General features: G+C 66.3%; 24 protein-coding genes. 14 read left to right on the forward strand and 10 right to left on the reverse strand.

Annotation, left to right across the window (positions count from 1 at the left end; translation table 11 throughout):
* Window positions 1–57 precede the first annotated feature (57 nt).
* The 3 genes from GON09_RS17955 to GON09_RS17965 are packed head-to-tail and all read left to right on the forward strand — an operon-like array spanning window position 58 to window position 2,516.
* Complete coding sequence (locus GON09_RS17955) at window positions 58–441, forward strand: nuclear transport factor 2 family protein (RefSeq protein WP_213932968.1); 384 nt, start codon at window positions 58–60, stop codon at window positions 439–441.
* Window positions 441–1,448 carry an alpha/beta fold hydrolase gene (locus GON09_RS17960; RefSeq protein ID WP_213932969.1) on the forward strand — a complete coding sequence of 336 codons (1,008 nt, stop codon included), beginning with the start codon at window positions 441–443 and terminating at the stop codon, window positions 1,446–1,448. The genes GON09_RS17955 and GON09_RS17960 overlap by 1 nt, the downstream gene beginning before the upstream one ends.
* A 9-nt stretch (window positions 1,449–1,457) precedes the next feature.
* Window positions 1,458–2,516: a DUF6777 domain-containing protein gene (locus GON09_RS17965; protein ID WP_213932970.1), complete on the forward strand. Its 1,059-nt coding sequence runs from the start codon at window positions 1,458–1,460 to the stop codon at window positions 2,514–2,516.
* A 5-nt stretch (window positions 2,517–2,521) separates the two neighbouring features.
* Here the strand turns inward: GON09_RS17965 and GON09_RS17970 are convergent, their stop codons facing one another.
* Together GON09_RS17970 and GON09_RS17975 are read right to left on the reverse strand one after the other, a co-directional pair.
* Entirely contained in the window at window positions 2,522–3,193 is a 672-nt protein-coding gene (locus tag GON09_RS17970) for an SDR family oxidoreductase (RefSeq protein ID WP_213932971.1), read from the reverse strand.
* Between the two features lie 10 nt (window positions 3,194–3,203).
* Window positions 3,204–3,908: a SanA/YdcF family protein gene (locus GON09_RS17975; RefSeq protein ID WP_213932972.1), complete on the reverse strand. Its 705-nt coding sequence runs from the start codon at window positions 3,906–3,908 to the stop codon at window positions 3,204–3,206.
* A 40-nt stretch (window positions 3,909–3,948) separates the two neighbouring features.
* On the opposite strand from GON09_RS17975, the gene GON09_RS17980 reads away from it, so the two are divergent.
* From GON09_RS17980 to GON09_RS17990, 3 genes are all read left to right on the forward strand, one after another.
* The gene (locus GON09_RS17980) at window positions 3,949–4,959 is read left to right on the forward strand and encodes a PHP domain-containing protein (protein WP_213932973.1); all 1,011 of its coding nucleotides are present in this window, start codon (window positions 3,949–3,951) and stop codon (window positions 4,957–4,959) included.
* 3 nt (window positions 4,960–4,962) lie between these two features.
* Complete coding sequence (locus tag GON09_RS17985) at window positions 4,963–6,405, forward strand: flavin-containing monooxygenase (protein ID WP_213932974.1); 1,443 nt, start codon at window positions 4,963–4,965, stop codon at window positions 6,403–6,405.
* A 127-nt stretch (window positions 6,406–6,532) separates the two neighbouring features.
* Window positions 6,533–6,823 carry a putative quinol monooxygenase gene (locus GON09_RS17990; RefSeq protein WP_213932975.1) on the forward strand — a complete coding sequence of 97 codons (291 nt, stop codon included), beginning with the start codon at window positions 6,533–6,535 and terminating at the stop codon, window positions 6,821–6,823.
* Between the two features lie 47 nt (window positions 6,824–6,870).
* On the opposite strand, the gene GON09_RS17995 is transcribed toward GON09_RS17990, so the two are convergent.
* The 3 genes from GON09_RS17995 to GON09_RS18005 are packed head-to-tail and all read right to left on the reverse strand — an operon-like array spanning window position 6,871 to window position 10,161.
* Window positions 6,871–7,899: a pirin family protein gene (locus tag GON09_RS17995; protein WP_213932976.1), complete on the reverse strand. Its 1,029-nt coding sequence runs from the start codon at window positions 7,897–7,899 to the stop codon at window positions 6,871–6,873.
* A complete protein-coding gene (locus tag GON09_RS18000) occupies window positions 7,896–8,810 on the reverse strand; it encodes a spermidine synthase (RefSeq protein WP_213932977.1) in 915 nt (304 codons plus the stop codon). Before GON09_RS18000 ends, GON09_RS17995 begins: the two co-directional genes overlap by 4 nt.
* Window positions 8,811–8,844: 34 nt before the next feature.
* On the reverse strand, window positions 8,845–10,161 hold the full coding sequence (locus GON09_RS18005) for an MFS transporter (RefSeq protein ID WP_213932978.1): 1,317 nt from the start codon (window positions 10,159–10,161) through the stop codon (window positions 8,845–8,847).
* A gap of 163 nt (window positions 10,162–10,324) precedes the next feature.
* Between GON09_RS18005 and GON09_RS18010 the strand changes: the two genes are divergently transcribed.
* On the forward strand, window positions 10,325–11,494 hold the full coding sequence (locus tag GON09_RS18010; protein ID WP_213932979.1) for an LLM class flavin-dependent oxidoreductase: 1,170 nt from the start codon (window positions 10,325–10,327) through the stop codon (window positions 11,492–11,494).
* Between the two features lie 84 nt (window positions 11,495–11,578).
* Window positions 11,579–12,916 carry a glucosylglycerate hydrolase gene (gene ggh / locus GON09_RS18015; RefSeq protein WP_213932980.1) on the forward strand — a complete coding sequence of 446 codons (1,338 nt, stop codon included), beginning with the start codon at window positions 11,579–11,581 and terminating at the stop codon, window positions 12,914–12,916.
* A 62-nt stretch (window positions 12,917–12,978) separates the two neighbouring features.
* On the opposite strand, the gene GON09_RS18020 is transcribed toward ggh, so the two are convergent.
* From GON09_RS18020 to GON09_RS18035, 4 genes are all read right to left on the reverse strand, one after another.
* Entirely contained in the window at window positions 12,979–15,063 is a 2,085-nt protein-coding gene (locus tag GON09_RS18020; RefSeq protein WP_213932981.1) for a PhoX family protein, read from the reverse strand.
* A 130-nt stretch (window positions 15,064–15,193) separates the two neighbouring features.
* Window positions 15,194–16,426, reverse strand: a complete 1,233-nt coding sequence (locus GON09_RS18025; protein WP_213932982.1) for a lipase family alpha/beta hydrolase — start codon at window positions 16,424–16,426, stop codon at window positions 15,194–15,196.
* Window positions 16,427–16,454: 28 nt separating this feature from the next.
* Window positions 16,455–17,249: an LLM class F420-dependent oxidoreductase gene (locus GON09_RS18030; protein ID WP_213932983.1), complete on the reverse strand. Its 795-nt coding sequence runs from the start codon at window positions 17,247–17,249 to the stop codon at window positions 16,455–16,457.
* Window positions 17,250–17,330: 81 nt separating this feature from the next.
* A complete protein-coding gene (locus GON09_RS18035; protein ID WP_213932984.1) occupies window positions 17,331–18,002 on the reverse strand; it encodes a TetR/AcrR family transcriptional regulator in 672 nt (223 codons plus the stop codon).
* A 351-nt stretch (window positions 18,003–18,353) separates the two neighbouring features.
* On the opposite strand from GON09_RS18035, the gene GON09_RS18040 reads away from it, so the two are divergent.
* The 5 genes from GON09_RS18040 to GON09_RS18060 all read left to right on the forward strand — a co-directional run bounded on the left by GON09_RS18040 (window position 18,354) and on the right by GON09_RS18060 (window position 22,424).
* Window positions 18,354–19,742, forward strand: a complete 1,389-nt coding sequence (locus GON09_RS18040; protein WP_213932985.1) for an aromatic ring-hydroxylating oxygenase subunit alpha — start codon at window positions 18,354–18,356, stop codon at window positions 19,740–19,742.
* 44 nt (window positions 19,743–19,786) lie between these two features.
* A complete protein-coding gene (locus GON09_RS18045; RefSeq protein WP_213932986.1) occupies window positions 19,787–20,257 on the forward strand; it encodes a hypothetical protein in 471 nt (156 codons plus the stop codon).
* A gap of 65 nt (window positions 20,258–20,322) precedes the next feature.
* Complete coding sequence (locus tag GON09_RS18050; RefSeq protein ID WP_213932987.1) at window positions 20,323–20,862, forward strand: hypothetical protein; 540 nt, start codon at window positions 20,323–20,325, stop codon at window positions 20,860–20,862.
* Window positions 20,863–20,916: 54 nt separating this feature from the next.
* A complete protein-coding gene (locus GON09_RS18055) occupies window positions 20,917–21,723 on the forward strand; it encodes a TauD/TfdA dioxygenase family protein (RefSeq protein ID WP_213932988.1) in 807 nt (268 codons plus the stop codon).
* Window positions 21,720–22,424 (forward strand): SDR family NAD(P)-dependent oxidoreductase, encoded by a 705-nt coding sequence (locus GON09_RS18060; RefSeq protein ID WP_213932989.1) that lies wholly within the window; start codon window positions 21,720–21,722, stop codon window positions 22,422–22,424. Before GON09_RS18055 ends, GON09_RS18060 begins: the two co-directional genes overlap by 4 nt.
* A 53-nt stretch (window positions 22,425–22,477) precedes the next feature.
* On the opposite strand, the gene GON09_RS18065 is transcribed toward GON09_RS18060, so the two are convergent.
* A complete protein-coding gene (locus GON09_RS18065; RefSeq protein ID WP_213932990.1) occupies window positions 22,478–23,170 on the reverse strand; it encodes a TetR/AcrR family transcriptional regulator in 693 nt (230 codons plus the stop codon).
* Window positions 23,171–23,272: 102 nt separating this feature from the next.
* On the opposite strand from GON09_RS18065, the gene GON09_RS18070 reads away from it, so the two are divergent.
* Complete coding sequence (locus tag GON09_RS18070; RefSeq protein WP_213932991.1) at window positions 23,273–24,442, forward strand: acyl-CoA dehydrogenase family protein; 1,170 nt, start codon at window positions 23,273–23,275, stop codon at window positions 24,440–24,442.
* The last annotated feature ends 8 nt before the right edge of the window (window positions 24,443–24,450 follow it).

Raw genomic sequence — 24,450 nt, forward strand, 5'->3', positions numbered from 1 at the left:
CCTCCACTACCGTCGAATTGAAACGTGTTCCAGATTCGAACGAGCGAAGGGGACCACATGGCACCGAGCAGGGACGCGATCCGCGCCACCGTCGAGAATTACGTCAAGGCTGTGGCCACGGGCACCGTGGACGACGTTCTCGCCCTGTATGCGGCGGACGCCACGGTCGAGGATCCGGTCGGCACGCCCGTTCGCACCACCGAGGCCGAGATCCGCGAGTTCTACGGAGTGGTCGAACCGCTCACTCAGACCGGTGGAGTGATCACCCTCAAGATCGCGGAGAACAACGCGGCCTTCGTGTTCCGCCTGGTCACGCACCTGGGTGAGCAGGATCTCGTCATGGAGGTGATCGACGTGATGACCTTCGACGACGACGCGAAGATCACGAGCATGAGGGCGTTCTGGAGCCAGGAGGACATGCAGACCGTTCCCGCCTCCTGATGGGAAGCCGCATCGTCGAAGTCGATGGTTTCACGTGGAACATCGACGATCACGGCGACGGACCCGCGGTCGTCCTGTGCCACGGATTCCCCGGACTCGGGTACAGCTACCGGCACCAGATCACCCCGCTCGCGGACGCCGGATACCGTGCCGTCGCCCCCGACATGCCCGGCTACGGCCGCACCGATCGCCCCCGGGAGATCCAGGAGTACACGAATGTCGCGGTCGCCGAGCGCCTCGTCCGTCTGCTCGATGTGCTCGGGATCGACCGCGCGGTCTTCGTCGGGCACGACTTCGGTGCGCCCGTCGCGTGGACCGTGGCTCTGCGGCATCCGGAGCGCGTGACGGGTCTCGTCCTGCTCGCCGTGCCCTACGCACCCGACCACATGCCGGCGCGGCCCAGCGAGATCTTCCGCGCGCTCGCCGACAAGCACTTCCTTCATCTGCACTACTTCCAGGAACCGGGAGTGGCGGAAGCCGAGCTGGATCCACGGTCTCGCGAATTCCTGCAGCGGCTGTTCTTCGCCCTCTCCGGTGGTTACCGATATCTGGACGTGTGGACCCATCCGTCCGAGGGGCGCGGTTATCTCGACGTGTTGCCCGTTACCCCCGACCTGCCGTGGGACTGGCTCGACGAGGACGAACTCGCGCACTACGCGGCCGAGTTCGCGCGCACCGGATTCGGTGGCGGTCTGTCCTGGTACCGCGCCTACGACGCGAACTGGGAGGTGTCGCGTCCCTACGAAGGCGCGAGTGTGCACGTACCGACACTGTTCGTGGCCGGCGACCGCGATCCGGTCATCACGATGTCGGGGCCGTCGGCGCTCGACCGGATGCGCGCCGCCGTCCCTGATCTGCGGGGTGTGCACCTGCTCGAAGGGGCGGGGCATTTCGTGCAGATGGAGCGCCGCGACGAGGTGAACGAGCTGCTCGTACGCTTCGTCTCCGACGTCGCGCTACCGACGAGAACCGCCGAACAGCCCTTTCGCCGCCGATCATCGACCTAGCATGGCGGCGTGACCAGCGACACGGTTCGTGGACTCGGGCTGGCACTCGCACTGACGGCACTGGTGGCGGGTGCCTGCTCGTCGGGCGGTTCGGTCGATACGTCGACGCCGGTACAACTGCAGATCGCCACCGCGCAGGACGACCCGTGGACGCCGCGGCTCGTACCGCCGCAGGTGCCGGTCGCGGTACCGCCACCTCCCCCGGAGGTGGTCGAGGACGCCGGCGACCCGGTCACCGCCGTCTCCGGAACGCCGGCGGTCCCGGGTGATCGCACCGCGCTCTACGGGGGAAGTCTCGACCGGCCCCTGTGCGACCGCGAAGCTCTCATCGTTCACCTCGAGGAGGATCCGGCCAAGGCCGAGGCATGGCGCGGTGTCCTGGACGTCGCCGACGTCCGCGGCTACACCGACACCCTCACCGCGGTCCTGTTACGTGCCGACACCCGGGTCACCATGTACGAATACCGCGACGGTGCCGCGCGTCCCGTGCAGTCGCTGCTCGAGCGCGGCACGATCGTGCTCGTCGACGAACTCGGTGTCCCCCGCGTGCGATGTGTGCGTGGCAACCCGCTGTCCGCGCCGGTGCTCACGGGGAACGACGAACTCGAAGGTCCGAAATGGCCCGGACTGAACACCGAGCGGTTGTTCGTCGTCCAACCCGCTGCGGCACCCGTGCGCGAGTTGAGGGTCGTCGACATCACGACGGGTGCGATGGTCCCGGTTCCGGTCGGCGACGCTCTGCCGAAGACCACGCCTCCGGTCGCCCCGGAAACCTCGGAGGAAGCGCTGCCGCAGACCGAGGCGCTGCAGGCGCCCGTTCCCGAGCCGCGGCGCGCCCCGGTGCCGGAAGTCGCTCCACCACCGCCGCCCCCGGCTCCGGAACCGCCACCGCCACCGCCACCGCCACCCGCACCGGAACCGCCACCTCCGCCTCCTCCGCCGGCCCCGGCCCCGGCACCGCCTCCGGCGCCTGCCCCTGCGCCACCGGCACCTGCGCCGCCACCCCCACCGCAGATCCAGATCCAGATTCCGGGCGGTCCTCCGGTGGTGATCCCGCTACCGTTCTGACCGGTTCAGCGGGGGCGCAGAACGATCTCGGTGGGATGTGCGTCCACGGGCGCTTCGACCACCTGCCGCACCGCGCGGGCCACCGACCCGGGGGTGAGGAACTGCGACGGGTCGTACTCGCGACCCTCCGACGCGACGATCGCGCGCTGCATGTCGGTATCGATCCGGCCGGGGTGGATCGAGGTGACCCGCAGAGCGGGTTCCTCCTCACGGAGCGCGTCGCCGAACGCTCGCAGCGCGAACTTGCTCGCGGCATAGGCGCCCCAGCCGGGACGAGCGCGCAGACCGGCCCCCGAATTGATGAGCACCACGTGCCCCTTCGCCGCCCGCAGGGCCGGCAGCAGCAGCTGGGTCAGTGCGACGACGGCGACCACGTTCGCCTCGAACGTCTCGCGCCACTGCTGCGGCTCGCTGTCGGCGACGGTGCCCAGTTCGGCGACCCCGGCGTTGTGGACGAGCACGTCGAGCCGGTCGATGTCCGCGACGGCCGCGGCGACGGCGTCGTGATCGAGCAGATCCACCGGCCACGGCGTGGCGTCCGGCAGTTCCTCGAGGATCGCGTCGAGCGACTGGCGACGTCGGCCGCCGAGGAGCAGATCGTGGGTGGGTGCGAATTCATGAGCGATCGCGGCACCGAGACCGCGACCCCCTCCGGTGACGAGAGCTGTGGGACGCATGGAGACGAGCCTAGGAATCCGACGGCGGGGCGGCCACCGCACCGTGCTCGAAACCGGACAGGATCTCGGCCAGCCGGTCGTCCGGCGGGGTCGACACCGCCGGGTCGCGGGGGAAACGGAGCTCGAGGAACGCCTTGGGCCGCGACAGCACGTACTCGCGCGCCAGATTCCTGATCCGTGTGCGTGGCCGCACGTCGTTCGCGGCGCGAACCCCGGCGATGTCGATTCCCGCGCGCCTGCACAACGCCACCGCACGCGGCAGGTGGAACGCCTGGGTCGCGATCAGTGCCTGTCGCACTCCGTAGGTGGCGACGGCACGCCGGGCGGTGTCGTAGGTGTCGAGACCGTACGGATCGGCGACGATCCGCTCGCGGTTCACGCCCTGCTCGACAAGATACGAGATCATCGCCTCGATCTCGTCGCCCGAGGTGCCCGCCGCATCGCCCGAGACGAGCACGGCCTGCACCCGTCCCCGCTCCATCAGCGCGACCGCGACGTCGAGGCGGCTGCGGAGCACCCGCATGGGACGTCCCCGGTGCACCCGCGCGCCCGGCACGATCACCACCGGCGCGGCCGGCGCGTCGTCGACCTCGTATACGAGATCCTTCGCCTCGGCCGCGACACGCGCGGAGACGAGTGTCAGCGCGGACACTGCGCCGACGGCCAGTGCGGAGACCGCACCGAGAGGAGACGACGACCGGACGGATTCGAGCATGCGTCCCAGATTACGGACGCCCCGCGGCCACAATGGAGGGGTGGACCCCGTCGACGCACTACGCGAAGTCGCTTTCTGGCTCGAACGCGAACATGCCGACACCTATCGCGTGCAGGCCTACCGTCGCGCGGCCGAGGTGCTCGCCGAGGTGAACGAACACAAGCGCGAGGTGCTGCGGAAGACCGACTCGTGGACGGACCTGCCGGGTGTCGGGAAGAAGACCGCGACGGTCGTCCGCGAATCCTTCGACGGCGTGCCCGCCTATCTCGCGCAGTTGCGTGAGGAGGCCGAACCGATCGGGCGCGGCGCCCGCGACCTGCTCGAGTCGCTGCGCGGAGATCTGCACACCCACTCGAACTGGTCGGACGGCGGCAGTCCGATCGACGAGATGCACCGTGTCGCGTCGACGATGATCGGGCACGAGTACTTCGCTCTCACCGACCACTCCCCTCGGCTGAAGGTCGCGAACGGCCTGACCGCGGAGCGACTGCGTTCACAGCTCGGCATCGTCGCGCAGATCAACGAGAACACCGACGGTGCACGGATTCTCACCGGAATCGAGGTCGACATCCTCGACGACGGTTCGCTCGATCAGGACGAGGGCCTGCTCGCCGAACTCGACGTCGTCGTCGCGAGCGTGCACTCGAACCTGCGGGCCGACCGGTCGGTGATGACGAAACGCATGCTGCGTGCGGCGGCGAATCCTCACGTCGACGTCCTCGGGCACTGCACGGGGCGGCTCGTCGCCGGTGGCCGTGGAAGCCGGCCCGAATCGAAGTTCGACGCCGAGAAGGTCTTCGCTGCGTGTCGTGACCACGACACCGCCGTCGAGATCAACTGCCGGCCCGAACGACGCGACCCGCCCTCGCGCCTCATCGATCTCGCACTCGAGACCGGGTGCCTGTTCTCCATCGACACCGACGCGCACGCACCCGGGCAGCTCGACTGGCTCGGGTACGGTTGCGAACGTGCCGCCGAGCGGGGTGTCGAACCCGAACAGGTGATCAACACCTGGGAGGTCGACGACCTGCTGGCGTGGACCGACAGCTAGGGGATGCGCATGGACCACGTCGACGTACTGATCGTCGGAGCCGGACTGTCCGGCATCGGTGCCGGTTACCGGCTGCAGACACAGTGCCCGGATCTCGAGTACACGATCCTCGAGAGTCGCGAGGCGATCGGTGGTACGTGGGATCTGTTCCGGTACCCCGGAATCCGGTCGGACAGCGACATGTACACGCTCGGCTTCCCGTTCCGCCCGTGGCGGGGCGAGAAGTCCATCGCCGACGGCCCCGACATCCTGCAGTACATCCGTGACACCGCCGCCGAGTTCGCCATCGACAAACGGATCCGATTCGGCCACAAGGTGATCGACGCATCCTGGTCCTCGGAGAACGCCCGTTGGACGGTTCGCGCCACGACCGGGGACGGCACCGTCGAGATCTCCTGCTCCTTCCTCTACATCTGCAGCGGCTACTACAGCTACGAGTCCGGCTATCTCCCCGACATCCCCGGCCTGCAGGATTTTGCCGGAACGATCGTGCATCCGCAGTTCTGGCCCGACGATCTCGACTACGAGGGCAGGAAGGTCGTGGTGATCGGCAGCGGCGCCACGGCCGTCACGCTCGTGCCCGCGCTCGCGGAGAAGGCCGAGCACGTGACGATGCTGCAACGCTCCCCCACCTACATGATGTCGCTGCCGGCCCGCGACCCGATCGCCGCGCGGATACGGCGTGCACTGCCGGATTCCGTGGCCCACCGCGCGGTGCGGGCGAAGAATGTGGTGCTCAATCTCGGCTTCTACCAGTTCTGCCGGCGATTCCCATCGGCGGCGAAAGGCGTGCTGCGCATGCTCACCGAGCGTCGTCTGCGCGGCCGCGTCCCGGTCGATCCGCACTTCTCACCGCGCTACGACCCGTGGGATCAGCGGCTGTGCGTGGTCCCCGATTCCGACCTGTTCCGCACCCTGCGCGCCGGGAGGGCCGAGATCGTCACCGACCGGATCGACACCGTCACCGAGAAGAGTGTGCGGCTGAAGTCCGGGCGAGAACTCGAGGCCGAGATCCTGATTCCCGCAACCGGTCTGCAGTTGGTGCCGGCGGGGGGAATCGAGTTCGTCGTGGACGGCGAGACGATCGACCTCTCCACCCGGTTCATCTACCGGGGCATGATGCTCGACGGCGTTCCCAATGCCGCGATGTGCCTCGGCTACACCAATGCGTCGTGGACACTGCGCGCCGATCTCGCGTCTCTCTACGTGTGCCGGGTGCTCCGGCACATGCGCCGCAACGGCTACCGCTCGGCGGTTCCGAGATATTCGGGCGACGGACGCACCCGTCCGCTCCTCGGTCTCGACTCGGGCTACATCCACCGGGCGGAAGGTGCTCTCCCCAAGCAGGGTTCGCGCAGTCCGTGGCTCATGCGGCAGAACTATCTCCTCGACCTGCCCACCATGCGGTTCGGGCGTATCGACGAGTCGATGGTGTTCGTTCCCTGACCGTCGGCGCCGTCGTGTGGTCGAGCTCGACCACCTCGCCCGGAGTATCCGTGGTCCGGCCCGCGATGAGTTCGACTCCGCTTGCAGGTCCTACTACCGACGGACAGTTACCACGGCAGGGGAAACCATGATCATCGTCGCAGGACATCTCACCATCGACGCCGAGCGGCGCGAGTCCTATCTGGAAACCTGCAAGGCCGTCGTCGAGGCGGCCCGCAGAGCACCGGGCTGCCTCGACTTCGCCGTCACCGCAGACCTCATCGAATCCGATCGCATCTGTGTCTACGAACGGTGGGAGTCACAGGCACACCTCGACGACTTCCGTGGCAGCGGACCCGACGACGATCAGGCCCGATGGATCCGGTCGATGGCGGTGTCCGAGTACCTCATCCCGGATATGCAACCGTCGAACGAGTAGTTCTCGTCGCAGATCCCGCCGGAGATCGACAGGATCTGCGCACTCGGTCAGCGCTCCTCGAGCTTCTCGTCGGGATACCGCGCGAACCGCCCGGCGTCCCGGTCGTGCACGGGACCGTCGCTGTTCCACGGCCATCCGCCGAAGCCGGTGCGACGGTAGTCCTCGAACGCCTGGCGGACGCCGGCCTCGTCGTTGAGCACGAACGGGCCGTACGAGACGACAGGTTCGCCGATCGGTCGGCCCTGCAGCATCAGGATCTGCGTGCCCTCGTCGCCACCGGTGAGGTGCACCGGCACCGACGCGTCGACGACGGCCCCGTGCCCGGACTCGATCACCCGGTCGCCGATCCGCACCGGAGAGCCGCTGTACACGTACAGGACTCGCTGCGTCCGGTCGCCGCGTGCGGCCGGCAGCTCCCAGCGCGCACCGCACGACAGGTCGATGTTCCAGATCGCCACGTCCGTGCCGGGTCGGGACGCCCACGAGTTCGGCGGGGGCGGCGGCGGAGTGAGGCCGTCGAGCTCACCTGCGAGGACCCGGACGGAGACCGCGCGACCCTCCTCGTCCGCGACCGTCACCGTGGGAGTGTCCTCGTTCCACAGCATCGAGAAGTACGGGTCGGCGGTCTTCGATTCGGCCGGCAGGTTCAGCCAGATCTGGAACAACTCGAGCGGGTTGCCCGAATCCTTGTTCAGCAGAGGGAACATCTCGCTGTGCACGATCCCGTTGCCGGCCGTGAGCCACTGCGTGTCGCCCTCACCGAAACGCGCCGCCGCACCCACGGAATCGGAGTGGTCGACGAATCCGGACCGCACGAAGGTCACCGTCTCGAAGCCGCGGTGCGGATGTCCGGGGAAGCCGGGGACTGTGGTGCCGTGGTACATGCTCCACCCCGCCGGGTTGCCGAAGTCCTGGCCGAGCGGGCGGCCGTCGAGCGACGCGTCGGGTCCGAGATCGTCGTTGCCCGCCGGATAGGCGTCGAGGTGGTGCACGGCGAACAGGAACGGATCGAGCGTCTGCCAGGGCGAACCCAGCCGGAATACCTGGAGTACCGGAGTGGAGGCTGCTGAGGTCATGACCGGTGCAACTCTGTGCCCGTGCTCTTTGTTCCGGGTGGTGTGGTGGCCTCACTGTCGTCGAGTACCCGCGACCCGGCGGCGAACTTCACCACCTGGTCACCCAGCCGTATCTGTGCGGGCACGGCACCGCCGAGCAGGTCGCGGGCCAGGGCCGGGGAGTCGCCGAGCGGCAGGTCGCTGCCGGCGATGACGACGTTGCCGTAGCGACGTCCCTTGAGCATCGCGGGGTCGGCGATGATCACGGTGTGCTCGAAGACCTCACCGATCGTCGCGGCCTCGCGTTTCGCGACGGCCAGGTCCCGGAAGTCGCCGCAGTTGACGACGTAGACACCGCCGGGAGCGAGCACGCGCCGGGCGTGCTGCGTGAACTGGAGAGTCGTGAGCGCGACGGGAGTGCGGTTGTAGGCGAAGACATCCCGCACGATCACGTCGCGGCTCGCGTCGGAGAGCGAGGCGAGGACCTGGCGGGCCTCCCCCACCCGGATGCGCAGCAGCGGTGCGCGGGGCAGGTCGAACCAGTGACGGACGAGTTCGGCGAGGCGACCGTCGATCTCGACGACCACCTGCCGCGCGTCGGGATAGACGGCGGCGAAGTAGCGCGCCATCGTGCACGCACCCCCGCCCAGATGCAGCACACGCAGTCTCGAGTCACGTTCGAATCTGCTCTCGACGAGCATTGCCATCCACCGCATGTACTCGAACTCGAGCAGAGCCGGATCGCTCAGGTCGATGTGCGAGCTGGGCACCCCGTTGATCTCGAGTACCCAGCCGTCGGCAAGGTAGCGATCCTTGACGAGCTCGCACGTGCCCGTGTCGATGTCGTACAACCCCTCGACCGGGCCACCCGGTGCACCCGTCTTCTCCTTGCGCGGCGACGATGCGGCGCGGCCACCTCGTTGCCTGCTCATACGACGAGCCTAGTACCGCCCGATCGGCATCGGATCAGAGGTGGAGGTCCTCCTTGCGCATCATCGCGGTTGCAATGACGCTGATCACGGACGTGAGGACGAGGTAGCCGCAGGCGAGCCACGGACCGCCGGCCACGGCGATGAGCGCGGTGAGGATCATCGGTGTGACACCCGACGCGTAGATGCCCGAGAACTGGTAGACGACCGACAGGCCCGTGTAGCGGATCTCCGCCGGGTACAGGCTCGCGTACAGCGTTCCCTGCGCGCCGTAGAACAGGGCGTGGACCACGCCGAAGACGAGGATCATCGCCACGGCGAACCAGAACAGGTCGTTCGTGCCGAACAGGGCGAAGGTCGGGAACACCGCGACGCCGTAGGCGGCGATGCCGACGGTGTAGACCTGCTTCGCGCCGAACCGGTCCACCAACAGACCCGAGACCGGGAGCAGTACCGCCATGACCAGGGCCGCGAGAGTGACGACGAGGAGCACCGGCACCTTCTCCAAGTCCAGGTCCTTGGTGGCGTAGGTGATGGCGAACACGCCCCACGTGTTGAACGCCGCGCCTTCGCCCCACCGCGACAGCAGACCCAGGACGGTGCTGCGTCGCACGCCGGGCCTGAATACGTCCACGAGCGGCGCCGACGACTTCTTCGCGAGCTCCTGCACCTCGCGGAAGGCAGGGGTCTCGTCGACCTTCAGGCGCACGACGAAGCCGACGGCGACGAGCACGAGGCTGAGCAGGAACGCGATCCGCCAGCCGTACGACAGGAACTGCTGCTCGTCGAAGATCACCTGGAGCGCCGCGAAGACCGCAGTACCCAACGCGAGACCGAGGGCGAGGCCCACCTGCGGGATGCTGCCGAACAGACCACGCTTCTTCTCCGGGCTGTGCTCGACGGCGAGTAGCACGGCCCCGGCCCACTCGCCACCGAGGGCGAAGCCCTGCAGGATGCGCAGCAGGAGCAGCAGGATCGGTGCGACCACACCCACCTGCGCGTGGGTGGGCAGGACACCCATCAGCGCCGTGGCGATGCCCATGATGAACATCGTCAGCGCGAGGGTCTTCTTGCGGCCGATCCGGTCGCCGATGTGGCCGAAGACGACACCACCGATGGGGCGGACCACGAAGCCGACGGCGAAGGTGGCGAAGGCCAGCATCGTCCCGACGAACGAACTCTGGTCGGGGAAGAACAGCTGGTTGAAGACCAGGCTCGCGGCCGTGGCGTAGAGGAAGAAGTCGTACCACTCCACCGTGGTGCCGAGCAGGCTCGCCGCGACTACAGTGCGTAATCGCTTGCGGCGATCGAGATCGGACTCGGGTGCGGAACTGGGCTGCGACAGCGTGGTCATGGACTCGATTCCCGGTGGTGGACAGCGTGCAACCCGGCGACGCTAACCACGTAGGACGCATTCACACACGGGTTCCGATCATGTTGATTGCAAATGTTGCCGCGCCCGGTTGCGGACTGTTTTCCTGGACGTCACGCTCTGCCGTCGACTCGAGGACTTCGTCTTGTCTCTGCATATGCACTGGTTCCTGCCCACCTACGGCGATTCGCGAAATCTGATGGCAGGGGGCCACGGCAGTTCGATGTCGGGCGATCGTCCGGCGACGCTGCGGTATCTGAACCAGATCGCCTCGGCCGCGGAGTCGAGCGGCTTCGAATCGGTCCTCACTCCCACCGGTGCGTGGTGTGAGGACGCCTGGTTGACGACGGCGATGCTGATCGACACCACGGAGTCGCTCAAGTTCCTCGTGGCGTTGCGTCCTGGGCTGATCAGCCCCACGCTGGCCGCGCAGATGGCTGCGACCTTCCAGTGGCAGTCGCAGGGACGCCTGCTCCTCAACGTCGTCACCGGCGGGGAGGACCACGAACAGCGCACTTTCGGTGACTTCCTCGACAAGAACCAGCGGTACGCGCGCTGCGGCGAGTATCTCGATGTGCTGAAGCGTCTGTGGGCGGGCAACGGCCCGGTCGACTTCGAGGGCGAGTACATCCGGGTCGAGAACGCGCAGCTCCAGCGCATTCCCGATCCGGTGCCGCCGCTCTTCTTCGGTGGCTCCTCCCCTGCGGCCGGCACCGTCGCGTCACAGTTCTGCGACACCTACCTCACCTGGGGTGAGCCGCCGGTCGCCGTCGCCGACAAGATCGCGTGGATCCGCGGCCTCGCCGACATCCAGGGACGCACCCTCGACTACGGCATCCGCCTGCACGTCATCACCCGCGACACCTCCGAGGAGGCGTGGGCCGAGGCCGATCGTCTGCTCTCCGCGCTCGACCCCGCGACCATCGAGAAGGCCCAGCAGAGCCTGGCCCGTTCCGGTTCCGAGGGTCAGCGCCGGATGGTCGAACTGCACGGTGGCGGCAGTGCCTACGCCGCGAGCAAGGACGCCCGCACCCTCGAGGTCTCGCCCAACCTGTGGGCGGGTGTCGGACTCGTCCGCGGCGGCGCGGGCACCGCGCTGGTCGGTTCTCACGAGGAGGTCGCCGACCGCATCGCCGAGTACGCCGAGATCGGTCTCGACCACTTCGTGCTGTCGGGCTACCCGCATCTCGAGGAGGCCTATCGCTTCGGTGACGGCGTGCGTCCGATCCTCGAGCGCCGCGGGCTCATTGCTCCGGCCTCCCATCATTCGGGCGACCTGTCGGGTTCGACGGCCTTCCTGCCCGCCGCTCACTGACCGCAGGTCGCGCCGAATGTGTCGGCGCTGTTACAGCTGCGGCCCTCGTCGTGCGGATCCGTCCGCAGGACAGAGAATGGGGCCATGCCGGACCGAGGATTCACTTCCACACAGCTCGCCGCGCGCGCGGCGTACCTGTTGCGTGGCAACGACCTGGGCACCATGACGAGTGCCGCTCCCAAGCTCTATCCACACATGTGGAGCTGGGATGCGGCGTTCGTCGCCGTGGGCCTCGCGCCGCTGAGCGTCGAACGAGCGGTGGTCGAACTCGACACCTTGCTGTCGGCGCAGTGGAAGAACGGGATGATCCCGCACATCGTCTTCGCCAACGGCGTCGATGGCTACTTCCCCGGCCCGGCGCGCTGGGCGGTCTCCGAGCTGGCGACGCACGCACCGGGTCAGGTGCAGACCTCGGGCATCACCCAGCCTCCCGTGCACGCCATCGCCGTGCAGCGCATCCTCGAACATTCGAGGCGGCACGGTCGCTCGACGCGTGCTGTCGCCGAGGAGTTCCTGGACCGCCGGTGGGCGGATCTGGTGCGTTGGCACCGCTGGCTCGCCCACGCGCGCGATCTCGACGGCAACGGCCGGATCGCGCTGTACCACGGGTGGGAGTCGGGCATGGACAACTCCCCGCGCTGGGATGCGGCATACGCCAACGTCGTCGCCGGACCGGTGCCACCCTTCCACCGCGAGGATCTCGAGCACGTCGCCGACGCCACTCAGCGACCCAGCGATCGCGAGTACGCACGCTATCTGTGGTTGCTCGAGGAGATGAAGACTGCACGATACGAGGACGGCGTGCTCGCGAAGGCCATGAGTTTCGCAGTCGAGGACGTCTTCGTCAGTGCGGTGTTCTCGTTGTCGTGCGAGGTGCTCGCGACCATCGGCGAAGAGCATTCCCGACCCAACGCCGATGTGCGCGAACTGTATTCATGGTCCGAGCGGTTCCGGAAGGGCGTGATCGCCACGACCGACTCCCGTACGGGCGCTGCGAAGGACTTCGATCTGCGCAGCGGGAAGTGGGTGGCCACCGACACTCTCGCGATGTTCGCACCGCTGTTGTGCGGTGGTCTCGACCGGCAGGCCGAGCGGGCACTGCTGCGCACCTTCGAAGGGCCGAAGTTCTGTGGGCATCCGGACCTGCGTTATGCGGTGCCGCCGTCCACCTCCCCGGTCTCGGGCGACTTCCGTTCCCGCGAGTACTGGCGCGGGCCGGTGTGGCCCGTGATGACCTGGTTGTTCTCGTGGGCCTTTGCCCGTCGAGGGTGGGCCGAACGCGCGAACGTGCTTCGCGCGGAAGGTCTCCGACAGGCGAGCGACGGTACCTTCGCCGAGTACTACGAACCGTTCACCGGCGATCCCCTCGGCAGCATGCAGCAGTCGTGGACCGCCGCAGCGGTATTGGACTGGCTGGGTTAGGCCGCTCCGCGGCCCGTGCGTGGTTTCGGTAGCCACGACTACCGAAACCACGCACGAGGGCATCAGACCCCGATTCGTCCGCCGTCCGACTTCCACGCCGCGACCACGGCAGGACGCGGCTGGGTGTCGCCTCCGTCGGGCCAGTGCGAGGCCGGCGACGCCCACGACGCGTCGTCCGTCTCGCCGGGATGCTGCACGCACACCACGACACGGCCGTCCTGCACGATCGGGCCACACGTCTCCGCGCCGATCGGCACGGTGAGGAACTGCTTCGTCTCGCCGCGGCGCGGTCCGTCGAGGACGACGCTGAACAGGCCGTCGTTGGAGCCGAGTGCGTTGCCGTCGGTGGAGATCCACAGATTGCCATGTGTGTCGAACGCGAGGTTGTCGGGGCACGAGATCGGACTGACCTGCGACTTGTCGAAGCCGCCGAAGTAGGTGTCGGCCTCGTCCGGATCTCCGCACACGAGCAGCAGTGTCCAGATGAACGACGTACCGGCGTGGTCGTCGTCGATCTCGAGGACCTGGCCGTTCTTGTTGTTCACGCGAGGATTTGCCTCGTCGGCCGGCGCAGCGCCGTCGACGCCGCGCTTGGAGTTGTTGGTGAGGGCGACGTAGACCTTGCCGGTGACGGGATTGGGTTCGAAGTCTTCGGGTCGGTCCATCTTGGTCGCGCCGACCTTGTCGCCTGCGAGGCGCGTGAACACCGCGACTTCCTCCGCGTTCATGCCGTCGACCAGTGACTCGGAACTGCCGTCTTCGTTCGCGCGCAGCAACGGGATCCACTCGCCCATGCCGGAGAACTCCCCGCCCTCGGGGAGCTTTCCGGTCCCGTCGATCGCGTCCGGATGATCACCGGTCAGCTTCGCCACGTAGAGCGTCCCGGCATCGAGCAGGGTCATGTTGTGCCGCACGGCAGCCCGGGAGTTCCCGTTCTGCATCTTCCTCGACGAAACGAACTTGTACATGTAGTCGAAACGCTCGTCGTCGCCGCTGTAGGCCACGACGGTGCCGTCCGCAGTGACGTGGATGGTGGCCGCTTCGTGCTTGAAGCGCCCGAGTGCCGTGTGCTTGACCGGCACCGACGTCGCGTCCCAGGGGTCGATCTCGACGATCCACCCGAATCGGTTGACCTCGTTGGGTTCTGCCGCGATGTCGAAGCGTGGGTCGAAGCGTTCCCACTTGCGTTCGGTTTCCGTGCCCTCGACTCCGTACCGGGCCAGACGCTCTGCGGTGACCGGGTCGGTCACGGTGTCCGCGTTGGCGAAATACTGGTCGAAGTTCTCCTCGCCGGAGAGCACGGTGCCCCAGGGGGTGACGCCGCCGGCGCAATTGTTCAGCGTGCCCGCGACCCGCGTGCCCGTCGGGTCGGCGGTGGTCTTCAGCAGATCACTGCCCGCGGCCGGACCGGTGACGAGGAACTCCGTGGTGCCGGTGATCCGTCGGTTGTACGGTCCGAATTCCGGTGTGAGGCGTCCTGTCCCGGATTCGCCCTTCACCTGGACCACGGACAGGCCGTGGTTCGCGATGCCGATACGTACCTGTTCCTCGGTGGGATCGTCCGCATCGTAACCGGCGAACATGAACGGCTCGGTCGTGTACTCGTGGCTGACGACGAGCAGATGGGTGTCGGGCGATCCGTCCACCGGGAGGAGGCCGGCGAAATCGTTGTTGAATCCGAACTGCTTCTCCTGTGCTGCCGCGGACTGGTTGCCGATGTCGAAGGTGGGTGCATCGGGTAGTACCGGATCGCCCCACCGGATCACGACCGCCTGCTCGTAGCCCTCCGGCACGGTGACCGCGTCGTCGGTGTTCGGCGCGACCGGGGAGAAGTTCGTGCCGTCGGGCACCGGCCCGAGATCACCGGATCCGGCTGCGGCACCGTCGCCCACCGGAGCTGCGGCCGAATCGTTTGCACAGGCGGTCAGAACGCCCCCTGCACCCACGGCGAGCACTGCCATGGCACCGCCCCGCAGAACCCCGCGCCGCGAGACGGCGGCTCGAACGATGTCGCCGAAGTATTCACTGCGCGAGGTGTTGGGAACGGCGTGCGCACAGGCGTCCCCGCACTTGTACTTGCACGTGATGTTCGAGCGCGACGATATGCCGTCATGCGTGACGAACAGGGGCAGGATCTTACGGGCCACGGCTATCTCCTCGGAATCGGTTCGACGCGGGAACCGTAGGAGCGTCAGACGAGTCGGACGGAACGAGAAGGTGAACACCCGATGAGCATTCGACTACCGTGAGAGGGCGGTCACAGAAAAAGTGCGAACATCAGCCCGGGGCGATGCGGTCGAGGTCCACGATCGGCCGGACGCCGGAACGTTCGTCGTCGAAGAACTCGTCGTCCGGCGGTTGCGCGCCCTCGTCCTCCACCTCACCGGGCCTGGCGTCGACGAACGGCACCACGCGGTCGGTGATTGCGTCGTTGTACGATTCGGGCGCCTGGATGGGATTGGCGTGCCCGGTGCGGTCGAGCTTCGACACCAGAAGTGTGCCATCGATGCCACCGGATTGGTCGACGAGAATCCGGTGACTGTACTCGACATCTACGACATTGTCGGCCAACGCATTCCGTGGTCGAAGGAACACCACGGCCGGCCGGATCTTGTCGTCACGTTCGTCGGCCAGTGCCTTCAGGTTGTCGATCGCACCGGATGCGACGATCGCCCGGAACTGCGACTCGATCAACCCGTTGCTGGCGGCGTCCGTCGAGAAGATCTTGTCGTGGAGCACTTCGACCGCGGCCTTCCGCAACTCCTCGGTGTCGATGCGGCGATACCATGTGTCGGAGGGCACGACGAAACGGTTCTTCCGAGCGGCGATCTCGACGAGCATCCGCATGCCGCGGCTCTCCCGCGCACCGGGTAGCCAACCGATCCAGCGCAACAGATCCTCACCGGCATCACGTGCGTCGGCCCGTACGGCGTGCAGGTCCAGCGGAGTGCAGTCCAGGATCACGCCGGTCACTTCCAGCGAGGTGTCCTGGTACAGATGCTGGGCGACCTCGAGCGCGATGATCCCGCCCATGCTGTGGCCGGTGAGCACGATGTTCTCTATGCCGGTCCACGCCGCCCGCTCCTGGATCAGACGGCTGACGACGGCGGTGTCGAGACCGCTGTTGTCGTATTCGACCGCCCACACCTGTCCCAGTTCGCGTAGTGCGGGCAGCGCCGTGGCAGTGTCGGTCGCGTCGAGGTTGCCGAGACCCACGAGGTCGACCACGGCCGTGTCGCGATCCTCCCGTGCCGCCGCGTCGTAGATCGGATGCAGCTGAGGTTGGGTGAGGGCGAGCCGCTCACGGACCGGCGCGACGTCCCATGCCCAGTACTGGGTGAACAGGGCGACGAGCGGGAGCGCCGCGACGGCCGTGCGTGCGAGGACTCGCCGGAGCCGGCCGAACCGGACCCAGTGATGGCCGGTGCGGGTGTCACGGAGACGCCGCCGCCGGCGACTGTCGTCCCAGTCGTCGGCGGTGCAGGGCGGAAGCGATGATGCGTTCGACATGCACCACCGATGGTACTGACGACGAAGATCAGCTGAGCCCTGTCAGCGGCGGTGCGGAGTTCTCGTCGCGCCACGCGATCGCTTCCCGCAGTTCGGTGAGGTCGTAGTCGGGGCCACCGACACCCACGGTGAACTGCGTGATTCCGAGATCGACGTAGGACGGTGCGGCCTCGGCGCCGGGCCACGAAGTGGACCGCTCGATGTCCTCGGGACGACGACCGGTCTCGGCGCAGCGCTGCGCGAGGATCCCGGACTTCTCGGCGTGCGTCTCCATCTCGCCGAAGCTGTGCCAGATGTCGGCGTACTTCGCGACCATCGGCAGCGTCTTCTTCGGGCCGCCGCCACCGATGAGGATGGGAATGTGCCGAGTGGGCTGCGGGTTCAGCTTGCCGAGGCGGTTCACGATACGGGGCATGTACTCGGCGAGCAGGTCGAGCCGGGAGCCCTTGGTGCCGAATTCGTAGCCGTACTCGTCGTAGTCCTTCTCGAACCAGCCCGAGCCGATACCCAGGATGAGACGGCCGCCGCTGATGTGGTCGACAGTGCGGGCCATGTCGGCGAGCAGATCGGGGTTGCGGTACCCGCCACCGGTGACGAGTGCGCCGATCTCCACCCGTTCGGTCTGCTCGGCCCATGCGCCGAGCATCGTCCAGCATTCGAAGTGGGCGCCGTCGGGATCGCCGTAGAGCGGGTAGAAATGGTCCCAGTTGAACACGATGTCCGCGCCGGCGTCCTCGGCGCGGAGCACGGTGTCGCGGATGACCCCGTAGTCGGGTTGCTGCTGGGGCTGGAGCTGAAGGCCGATACGAATAGGTCGCGTCATGGATCCCACGTTATGCGGATGATCGCGGTGACGCAGGTGGATCGGTTCGGAGGTCGGGGTCCGGCCTCATCCCGATCTGTGTCACGCCGGTCGGGCGCCGTCGAACAACGAACCGCGGATCAACAGGCCGATTGCGTGGTGCGTTGCTGCGTATTGCTCCGGGGTAGCTGTGGCCGCATGGTCGTACAGGCCGCGAAGCATCGAGAAGATCGCATCGGTGGTCCCGTTCGCGTCGGCGCCGGCGTGGAGTACGCCTTCGTTGCGAGCCTGCTCGACAATTCCGGCGACCACGTGCCGGAGTGACACGAAGATCAGGTCGCTGTCCTCGTCCAGTCGGAGATGGGCCGCACCTTCGCTTCGGAGGGCGCGGTCGAAGGCCACCGCGTACGGGTTCTCTCGCACCAGCGTCGCGCCCTCGTCGAGGACCGCCATCAGTTTGTCCAGGACACCGTCGACCCCGTCCGCGGCAGCAGCGAGTCGTGGGAGCGACACTTCGGCGATGTCAGCGAATGCTGCCCGGACGAGTTCTCCCTTGTTGGGGAAGTAGTGGTAGAGCGTGCCGCTGGTGATATCGGCTGTGCGCGCGATCTCACGGATGGTGGCACCGGAGTAACCCACCTCCGCAACGCAGCGCATGGTGGCGGTGAGGATGCGGCGGCGCGTCTCGTCGCTTCTGGCCCCTACGGGCCTGCCCAGCTGCGTCGACGTGGACGGCACGATACCTCCGAGTATCTGGTAGTCGCTGTCGAGCATGGCATGCATCGACCGCGGACGTCGGACGCAAGTAGGCGACCCATGTCGGAAACAAGGTTCTCTATTCGACATATCGCAATTCGAAATACCCGAGATGGGCCATTGACAGTCCTGAATGTGAGCTGCATCATATGGAACCAATCACGTGATTGATTTTGCTCCAGATCGACCGCAGCGCGTGCCGAGCGGATCCCGATCGGTGTCTTTGCGACGGTGTCTCCGCCAACTCGCGCCCGTACCCTGCCGGCTGCTTCACATCCGAGTCACAGCACTTCCGAGTCACAGCACTTCCGAGTCACAGCACTTCTGAATCCAGCACTGCGTTGCCCACGTGAACGGAGTACGAACATCATGACGTCCACACAACCCCGCACCGAGCGGGACCCTTCCGGATTGCCCGGAAGCTGGGTCGAGACCGCCGAAGGACTCGCCGATATCGAACCGGGCCGCTACAACATGAAGATCCCGACCGACCGCTACGTGTCGCCGGAGATCCACGAACGCGAACGCGAGGCCGTCTGGGAGAAGGTGTGGCAGGTCGTCGGTCGGGAATCGGACCTGCCCGCGGCCGGTGACTGGAAGGTCTTCACACTGTTCGACCAGTCGTACATCATCGTCCGCGGAAAGGACGACCGCATACGAGGTTTCGTCAACGCATGTAGGCACCGAGGGAATCCGCTGTGTGCCGGGAGCGGAAATTCCAAGCGCTTCCTGTGCCAGTACCACCTCTGGTCCTACGACCTGGACGGAACCCTTCGCGGAATCCTGCACGAAAAGGCCCTCGACCCCGTCGACAAGTCCGAGAACTCCCTGCTCCAGGTATCGGTCGACGTCTGCGCCGGCTTCATCTTCCTCAACCCGGATCCCGACGCCGAACCCCTCGCCGACTACCTCGGGGCGGAGGTGCTCGAGATGCTCGCACCGTATCGGCTCGACGAGATGATCACCGTGATGGACGTGCGTGAAGCGCTCGACTGTAACTGGAAGGTGGTAGTCGACGCCTTCTCGGAGGGTTACCACATCTCCGGAATCCACCCGGAGTTGTTGCGTGCGATCACTATCGAATCGGAAGCCAGTCGCTACCGGCTTCTGGATCGGCATTCGGTGGCCTGTTCACCGTTCGAGGTCGCCAACGTCGACAAGTACGGACCGCAGGAACAGGTCGACGGAATCCACGAACTTCCCGAGACCTTCCCCTCCCTCATGCGCGTACTTCCCAGATTCGACGAGCTCGTCGACGAATACCGGGTCGAGGGAGAACCTCTCGAGTTTCCCGAGAAAATCACCGCGCGGACGATCCTGCAGAAGGCAACGCGCGAGGTCCTGACCGAATCGGGGCTGGACGTCAGCGGACTCACCGACGCTCAGATGAGCGACAACCACGGCTGGGTCCTGTTCCCCAACTTCTTCATGACTGTTCGTGCCGGCGAAGCGACCGTCATCCTCGCGCAACCCGACCCGGGAGGTGACCCCAACCGCTGTGTCTGGCAGATCATCAGCCTGATGTGGCTTCCCGAGGAGATGAAGGACGCGCTTCGCGCCCAACCCCTCGAAGTGAAGGAACCCGGGGAGTTCAAGTATTTCCTCGCGCTGCAACAGGACTACGAACAGATGCCCCGGCAGCAGCGCGGTCTGCGCAACAAGCGACTCGACCACATGATGCTGGTATCCGAGGAGGTGGTTGTGGCCCATTTCCATTCGGTCCTCGACAGATACCTCGCCACATCCTCCCGCTCGTGACCCGGCGCCGTCCGCAACACCCACCCCAGCTCATGGAGATACGAATGGAACTGCGCGAAATCGCCGAGGTGATCGACGGTCACACAGGCCGTGCACGCACGGTACTCGAGTACGGTCTGATCACGAAGTCGCTGGTCGATCGTGCCAAGGAGCCCGGCTTCACCACCGAGAGCTGGGCACCGCTCGCCGAACTCGTCGCCACCGACGAATTCGTTCGGGTCGGCAACTTCAAGGAAGTGATGAACTGGACCGAGTACGTGGACTTCCTGACCAGTTGGGCCGCGGCTTCGCAGTGGGAAGGCCTCTTCAAGCGCGTTACGGAAACCGCTGACCTGGTGTTTCTCGAGCTCGAGGAGCGAAGCACCATAGGCGATTTCAGCAACGTCGTGAACTCTGTGTCGGTCTACGAGTTCGACGAGACGGACAAGATCCGCCGCATCGACGTCTACCTGCAGATGGCTCTGCCCGACAACGCCATGCTGGGTAGTTACGAAGACGTACGTATTTCGGAATGACCTCTCGGCGATCCGGCCTCTTTCCGGGGCCGATCCCGTCCCTCCCCCCATCCAGGAGAACATCGATGAACATCGACGAGCGCATCGCACACCACACTCGCATGGCGAAGGCCTACGGCAACGCGTATCTGCGTCAAGGTGTGCAGGACGGTGAAGAGTATGTCGACGAAAGTGGCCAGGATGCGTGGCGATTCGCCGACGACGCAATCTACACCTCCCCTTACTTCACGGGTGACGAGGTCATTCTGATGCGGGAGGCTCTCGCCGACACCGGCCGCGCGGCCACAATGGAAGCCAAGGCGTATTCCCTCACCTTTCCCGACTGGAAGCCGGCCGACTTCAAATACTGGCCGGCCGCAAACGGTCTGGTGATGAAGACACGATGGCAAGGCACCGCCACCGATGGAACCACCATGGGTTTCTATTCCTACAGTTTCATCGAGACGAACGATCTCGGTGAGATCACCCGCTGGGAAACACATGTCAACGACGAGTACGGTCCGTTTCTCGATGTCGCGATCGGCAGGAGTGGACCGTTCCACGGCAACGCCGAGTACCTCGACGCACTCACCGCATGTCTCGAGCGAGCCGGGGTCACCGTCTGACTTCGCCAGGATGCGAAGGTCACCTACCTCGTCGTACGAAAGGACATCTCCGACATGGAGTCCGTAGCAATCACTCCGCTCTTCGGTACGGAGTTCAGAGGAATCGACAACCTCGACGACGAGATCGTCGTCGCCCGGATCGCCGAGGCGCTGCGATGGCGCGGAGTCGTTCTCATCCGCGGGGCGAACCTCGACAACGAGACGCAGATCGCGTTCAGCCGTCGTTTCGGCGAACTCGTCAAACCGCTGCCGAACGAGGAGATCATGACGGTCTCGCTCGATCCGACGAAAACGGTTGCCGCCGAGTACCTCGAGGGAACGTTCAGCTGGCACATCGACGACACGACCAACGACATCCCGGCCAAGGCCACCACCCTCACCGCACGGCAGGTGGCGGAGGAGGGTGGCGGTACAGAGTTCGCGAGTACCTACGCGGCCTACGAAAATCTGCCGGAGCACGAGAAGAAGCGCTACGAGGGGCTCCGTGTGGTCCATTCTTTCGAGGCCGCGCAGAGGACGGTCTATCCGGACCCCACCGACGAGCAGGTTGCGTTCTGGCGCACCCTGCCGAAGCGCGAGTCGTCACTGGTGTGGAAGCGGCGTGACGGCCGGCGCTCGCTCGTGGTCGGCGCTACCGCCGACCATATCGTCGGCATGGATCCCGACGAAAGTCGTACGTTGCTCGACGACCTGTTGACCTGGACCACGCAGAAGCAGTTCTCCTACCTTCACGAATGGGAGGTCGGTGACTTCGTCATGTGGGACAACACCGGCATGCTGCACCGCGCACAGAGATACGACTCCGACTCTCCGAGACTGATGCAACGCACCACGATCGTCGGCGACGAGGCCTGGTCGTGAGGACTGCTGTCGTCACCGGAGGGGGATCCGGGATAGGGCAGGCGGTCGCCGAGCGACTGCGTAAGGACGGTCATCAGGTCGCCGTGTTCGATATCCGGCCCTCCGGAGGCGAGCTCGAGTTCGCCGTCGACGTCACCGACCGCGCGCAGATCGACGACGCGGTCGCGCAGGTACACGACCGGCTCGGCCCGGTGACCATCCTTGTCAACGGGGCCGGGGTCGAGGTCTACAGGCGGTTCCTCAACTTGTCCTTCGAGGACTGGAATCGCGCGATCGACGTCAATCTGCACGGTGTCTTCCACTGCACCCAGGCGATACTGCCGGACATGCTCGATGCGGGCTGGGGGCGCATCGTCAACATCTCTTCGTCCAGTACCCATTCGGGGCAACCGTTCATGTCCGCCTACGTCGCCGCCAAGACGGGGGTCAACGGACTCGCGAAATCGCTCGCACTCGAGTACGGACCGTCCGGCGTCACCGTCAACGCGGTGCCTCCGGGCTTCGTCGATACCCCGATGTTGCGCCGGGCAGAAGGTAAGGGCCTGCTCGGCGGCACCATCGACGAACATATCCAGAGAACACCGGTCCGCAGAGCGGGCCGCCCCGAGGACATCGCGGCGGCATGCTCATTTCTCACCTCGGACGAGGCCGGTTACATCACCGGCCAGATTCTCGGCGTGAACGGCGGCCGAAATACCTGAGACCTCGTGCTCCCACACGACCGGCCTCGCCGGAGCCCGGCGGGGGTCGGTCGTCATGTCTCGTCGTCCCCTTCGGAGACTTTCGCCGCACCAGGGGATCCGGAGGTGGTCAGGCGGTCCGGCGTCAGCGTCTCGAATCGGCGGGTGAGCTCGTGCAGGAACGATTCCAGAATGAGATCGAAACTGTCCGAGTCGATCTCGGCAGCGTACTCGCGGAGCCGATGCGCCTGCGACAGATGCGGATAGCGCTCGTTGTAGGTGTCGATGTGATCGTCGAATCCCCCCGCGAACGACGTGATCGCGGAGCCGATGACGATGTACTTGATCGAGGCGCCGATCATCGTCGCGAACCGTGGTGGCCAGCCGGCGCGCGTGAGACCGCCGTGGATGGCGTCGGACGCCTGGAGGGAGACGGGCCGGGTGCCGGGGCTCGCGGCGAGAAAGGGAACCATGTTCGGGTGCGCGGCGAGCGCGTCCCGGTAGGTGCGGGCCCAGCGGCGTAGTGCTTCCTGCCAGTCGTCGCCGGCGAACGCGCTGACGTCGACCGATTCGCCGATGGCGTCGGCGATGTCGTCGAGCAGTTGTTCCTTGGTGGCGTAGTGGCTGTAGAGCGACGGGGCGCGCACACCGAGTTCGGCGGCGATCCGGCGCATCGATACGGCATCGAGGCCGTGTTCGTCCACGAGTCGCAGCGTGACGTCGCGGATGAGTTCACGGCTGAGCAGAGGCGTGCGTGGGCGCGCCATCCGTGGTCCTCCTTCCGGGCCGGCCTGGACGAGCTAACAATGTAAGGTTAGTTTGGAATCGCGAGAAGCGCTACGGCGCCGGCATCCCTGGAAGGTCTCTCCATGAACCTGAAGCTCACCGAGGAGGAGCGCGCGTTCCGCGACGAGCTGCGCACCTTCTTCACCACCGAGATCCCCGCCGACGTGCGCGCGAAGACCGCGTCCGGCACCCCGCTGGGCAAGGACGACTACGTCGCTGTCCAGCGCATCCTGCATTCACGGGGACTCGCCGTCCCCAACTGGCCCGTCGAGTGGGGCGGCCAGGACTGGACGCCGATGCAACGCAACATCTGGCTCAGCGAGCTGCAGCTCGCGTCGGTACCCGACCCGTTGCCCTTCAACGCGTCGATGATCGGCCCGGTCATCGCCCAGTTCGGTTCGCAGGAGATGAAGGAACGCTTCCTTCCCGCCACCGCGAACCTCGACATCTGGTGGTGCCAGGGCTTCTCCGAGCCCGAGGCCGGTTCCGACCTCGCCTCCCTCAAGACCCGCGCCGTCCGCGACGGTGACGACTACATCGTCAACGGGCAGAAGACGTGGACGACGCTCGCGCAGCACGCCGACTGGATCTTCTGCCTCGTGCGTACCGATCCGAACGCGAAGAAGCAGGCCGGCATCTCGATGCTGCTCTTCCCGATGGACACCCCTGGTGTCACCCGTCGTCCGATCAAGCTGATCGACGGAGGTTACGAGGTCAACGAGGTCTTCTTCGAGGACGTGCGGGTTCCCGCCGAGAACCTCGTCGGCGAGGAGAACACCGGCTGGACGCAGGCGAAGTTCCTGCTCGGCAACGAGCGCACCGGCATCGCCCGGGTCGGTGCCACCAAGGTCAAGCTCGCGCGGGCGAAGTCCTTCGCGGCCGAGACCCGCCTCGGCAGCGGATCGCTGCTCGACGACCCGATCTTCGCGGCACGCCTGGCCGAACTCGAGAACGAACTGCTCGCTCTCGAGCTCACCCAGTTGCGCGTCGTCGCCGGCTCCGCCGACGGCAAGCCCAACCCGGCGTCGTCGCTGCTCAAGATGCGCGGTTCCGAGCTGCAGCAGGCTGCGACCGAGCTGCTCGTCGACATCGCCGGTCCTGATTCGCTGCCCGCCGGTGAGGCCGATATCGACTCGCCCGACTGGGCGCGGCTCACGACGCCGACCTACCTCAACAACCGCAAGGTCACCATCTACGGTGGATCGAACGAGGTCCAGCGTTCGATCATCGCTTCTTCGATTCTCGGACTGTGAGGCCCCGG

Source organism: Rhodococcus sp. B50, assembly GCF_013602415.1.
Classification (GTDB): domain Bacteria; phylum Actinomycetota; class Actinomycetes; order Mycobacteriales; family Mycobacteriaceae; genus Rhodococcus.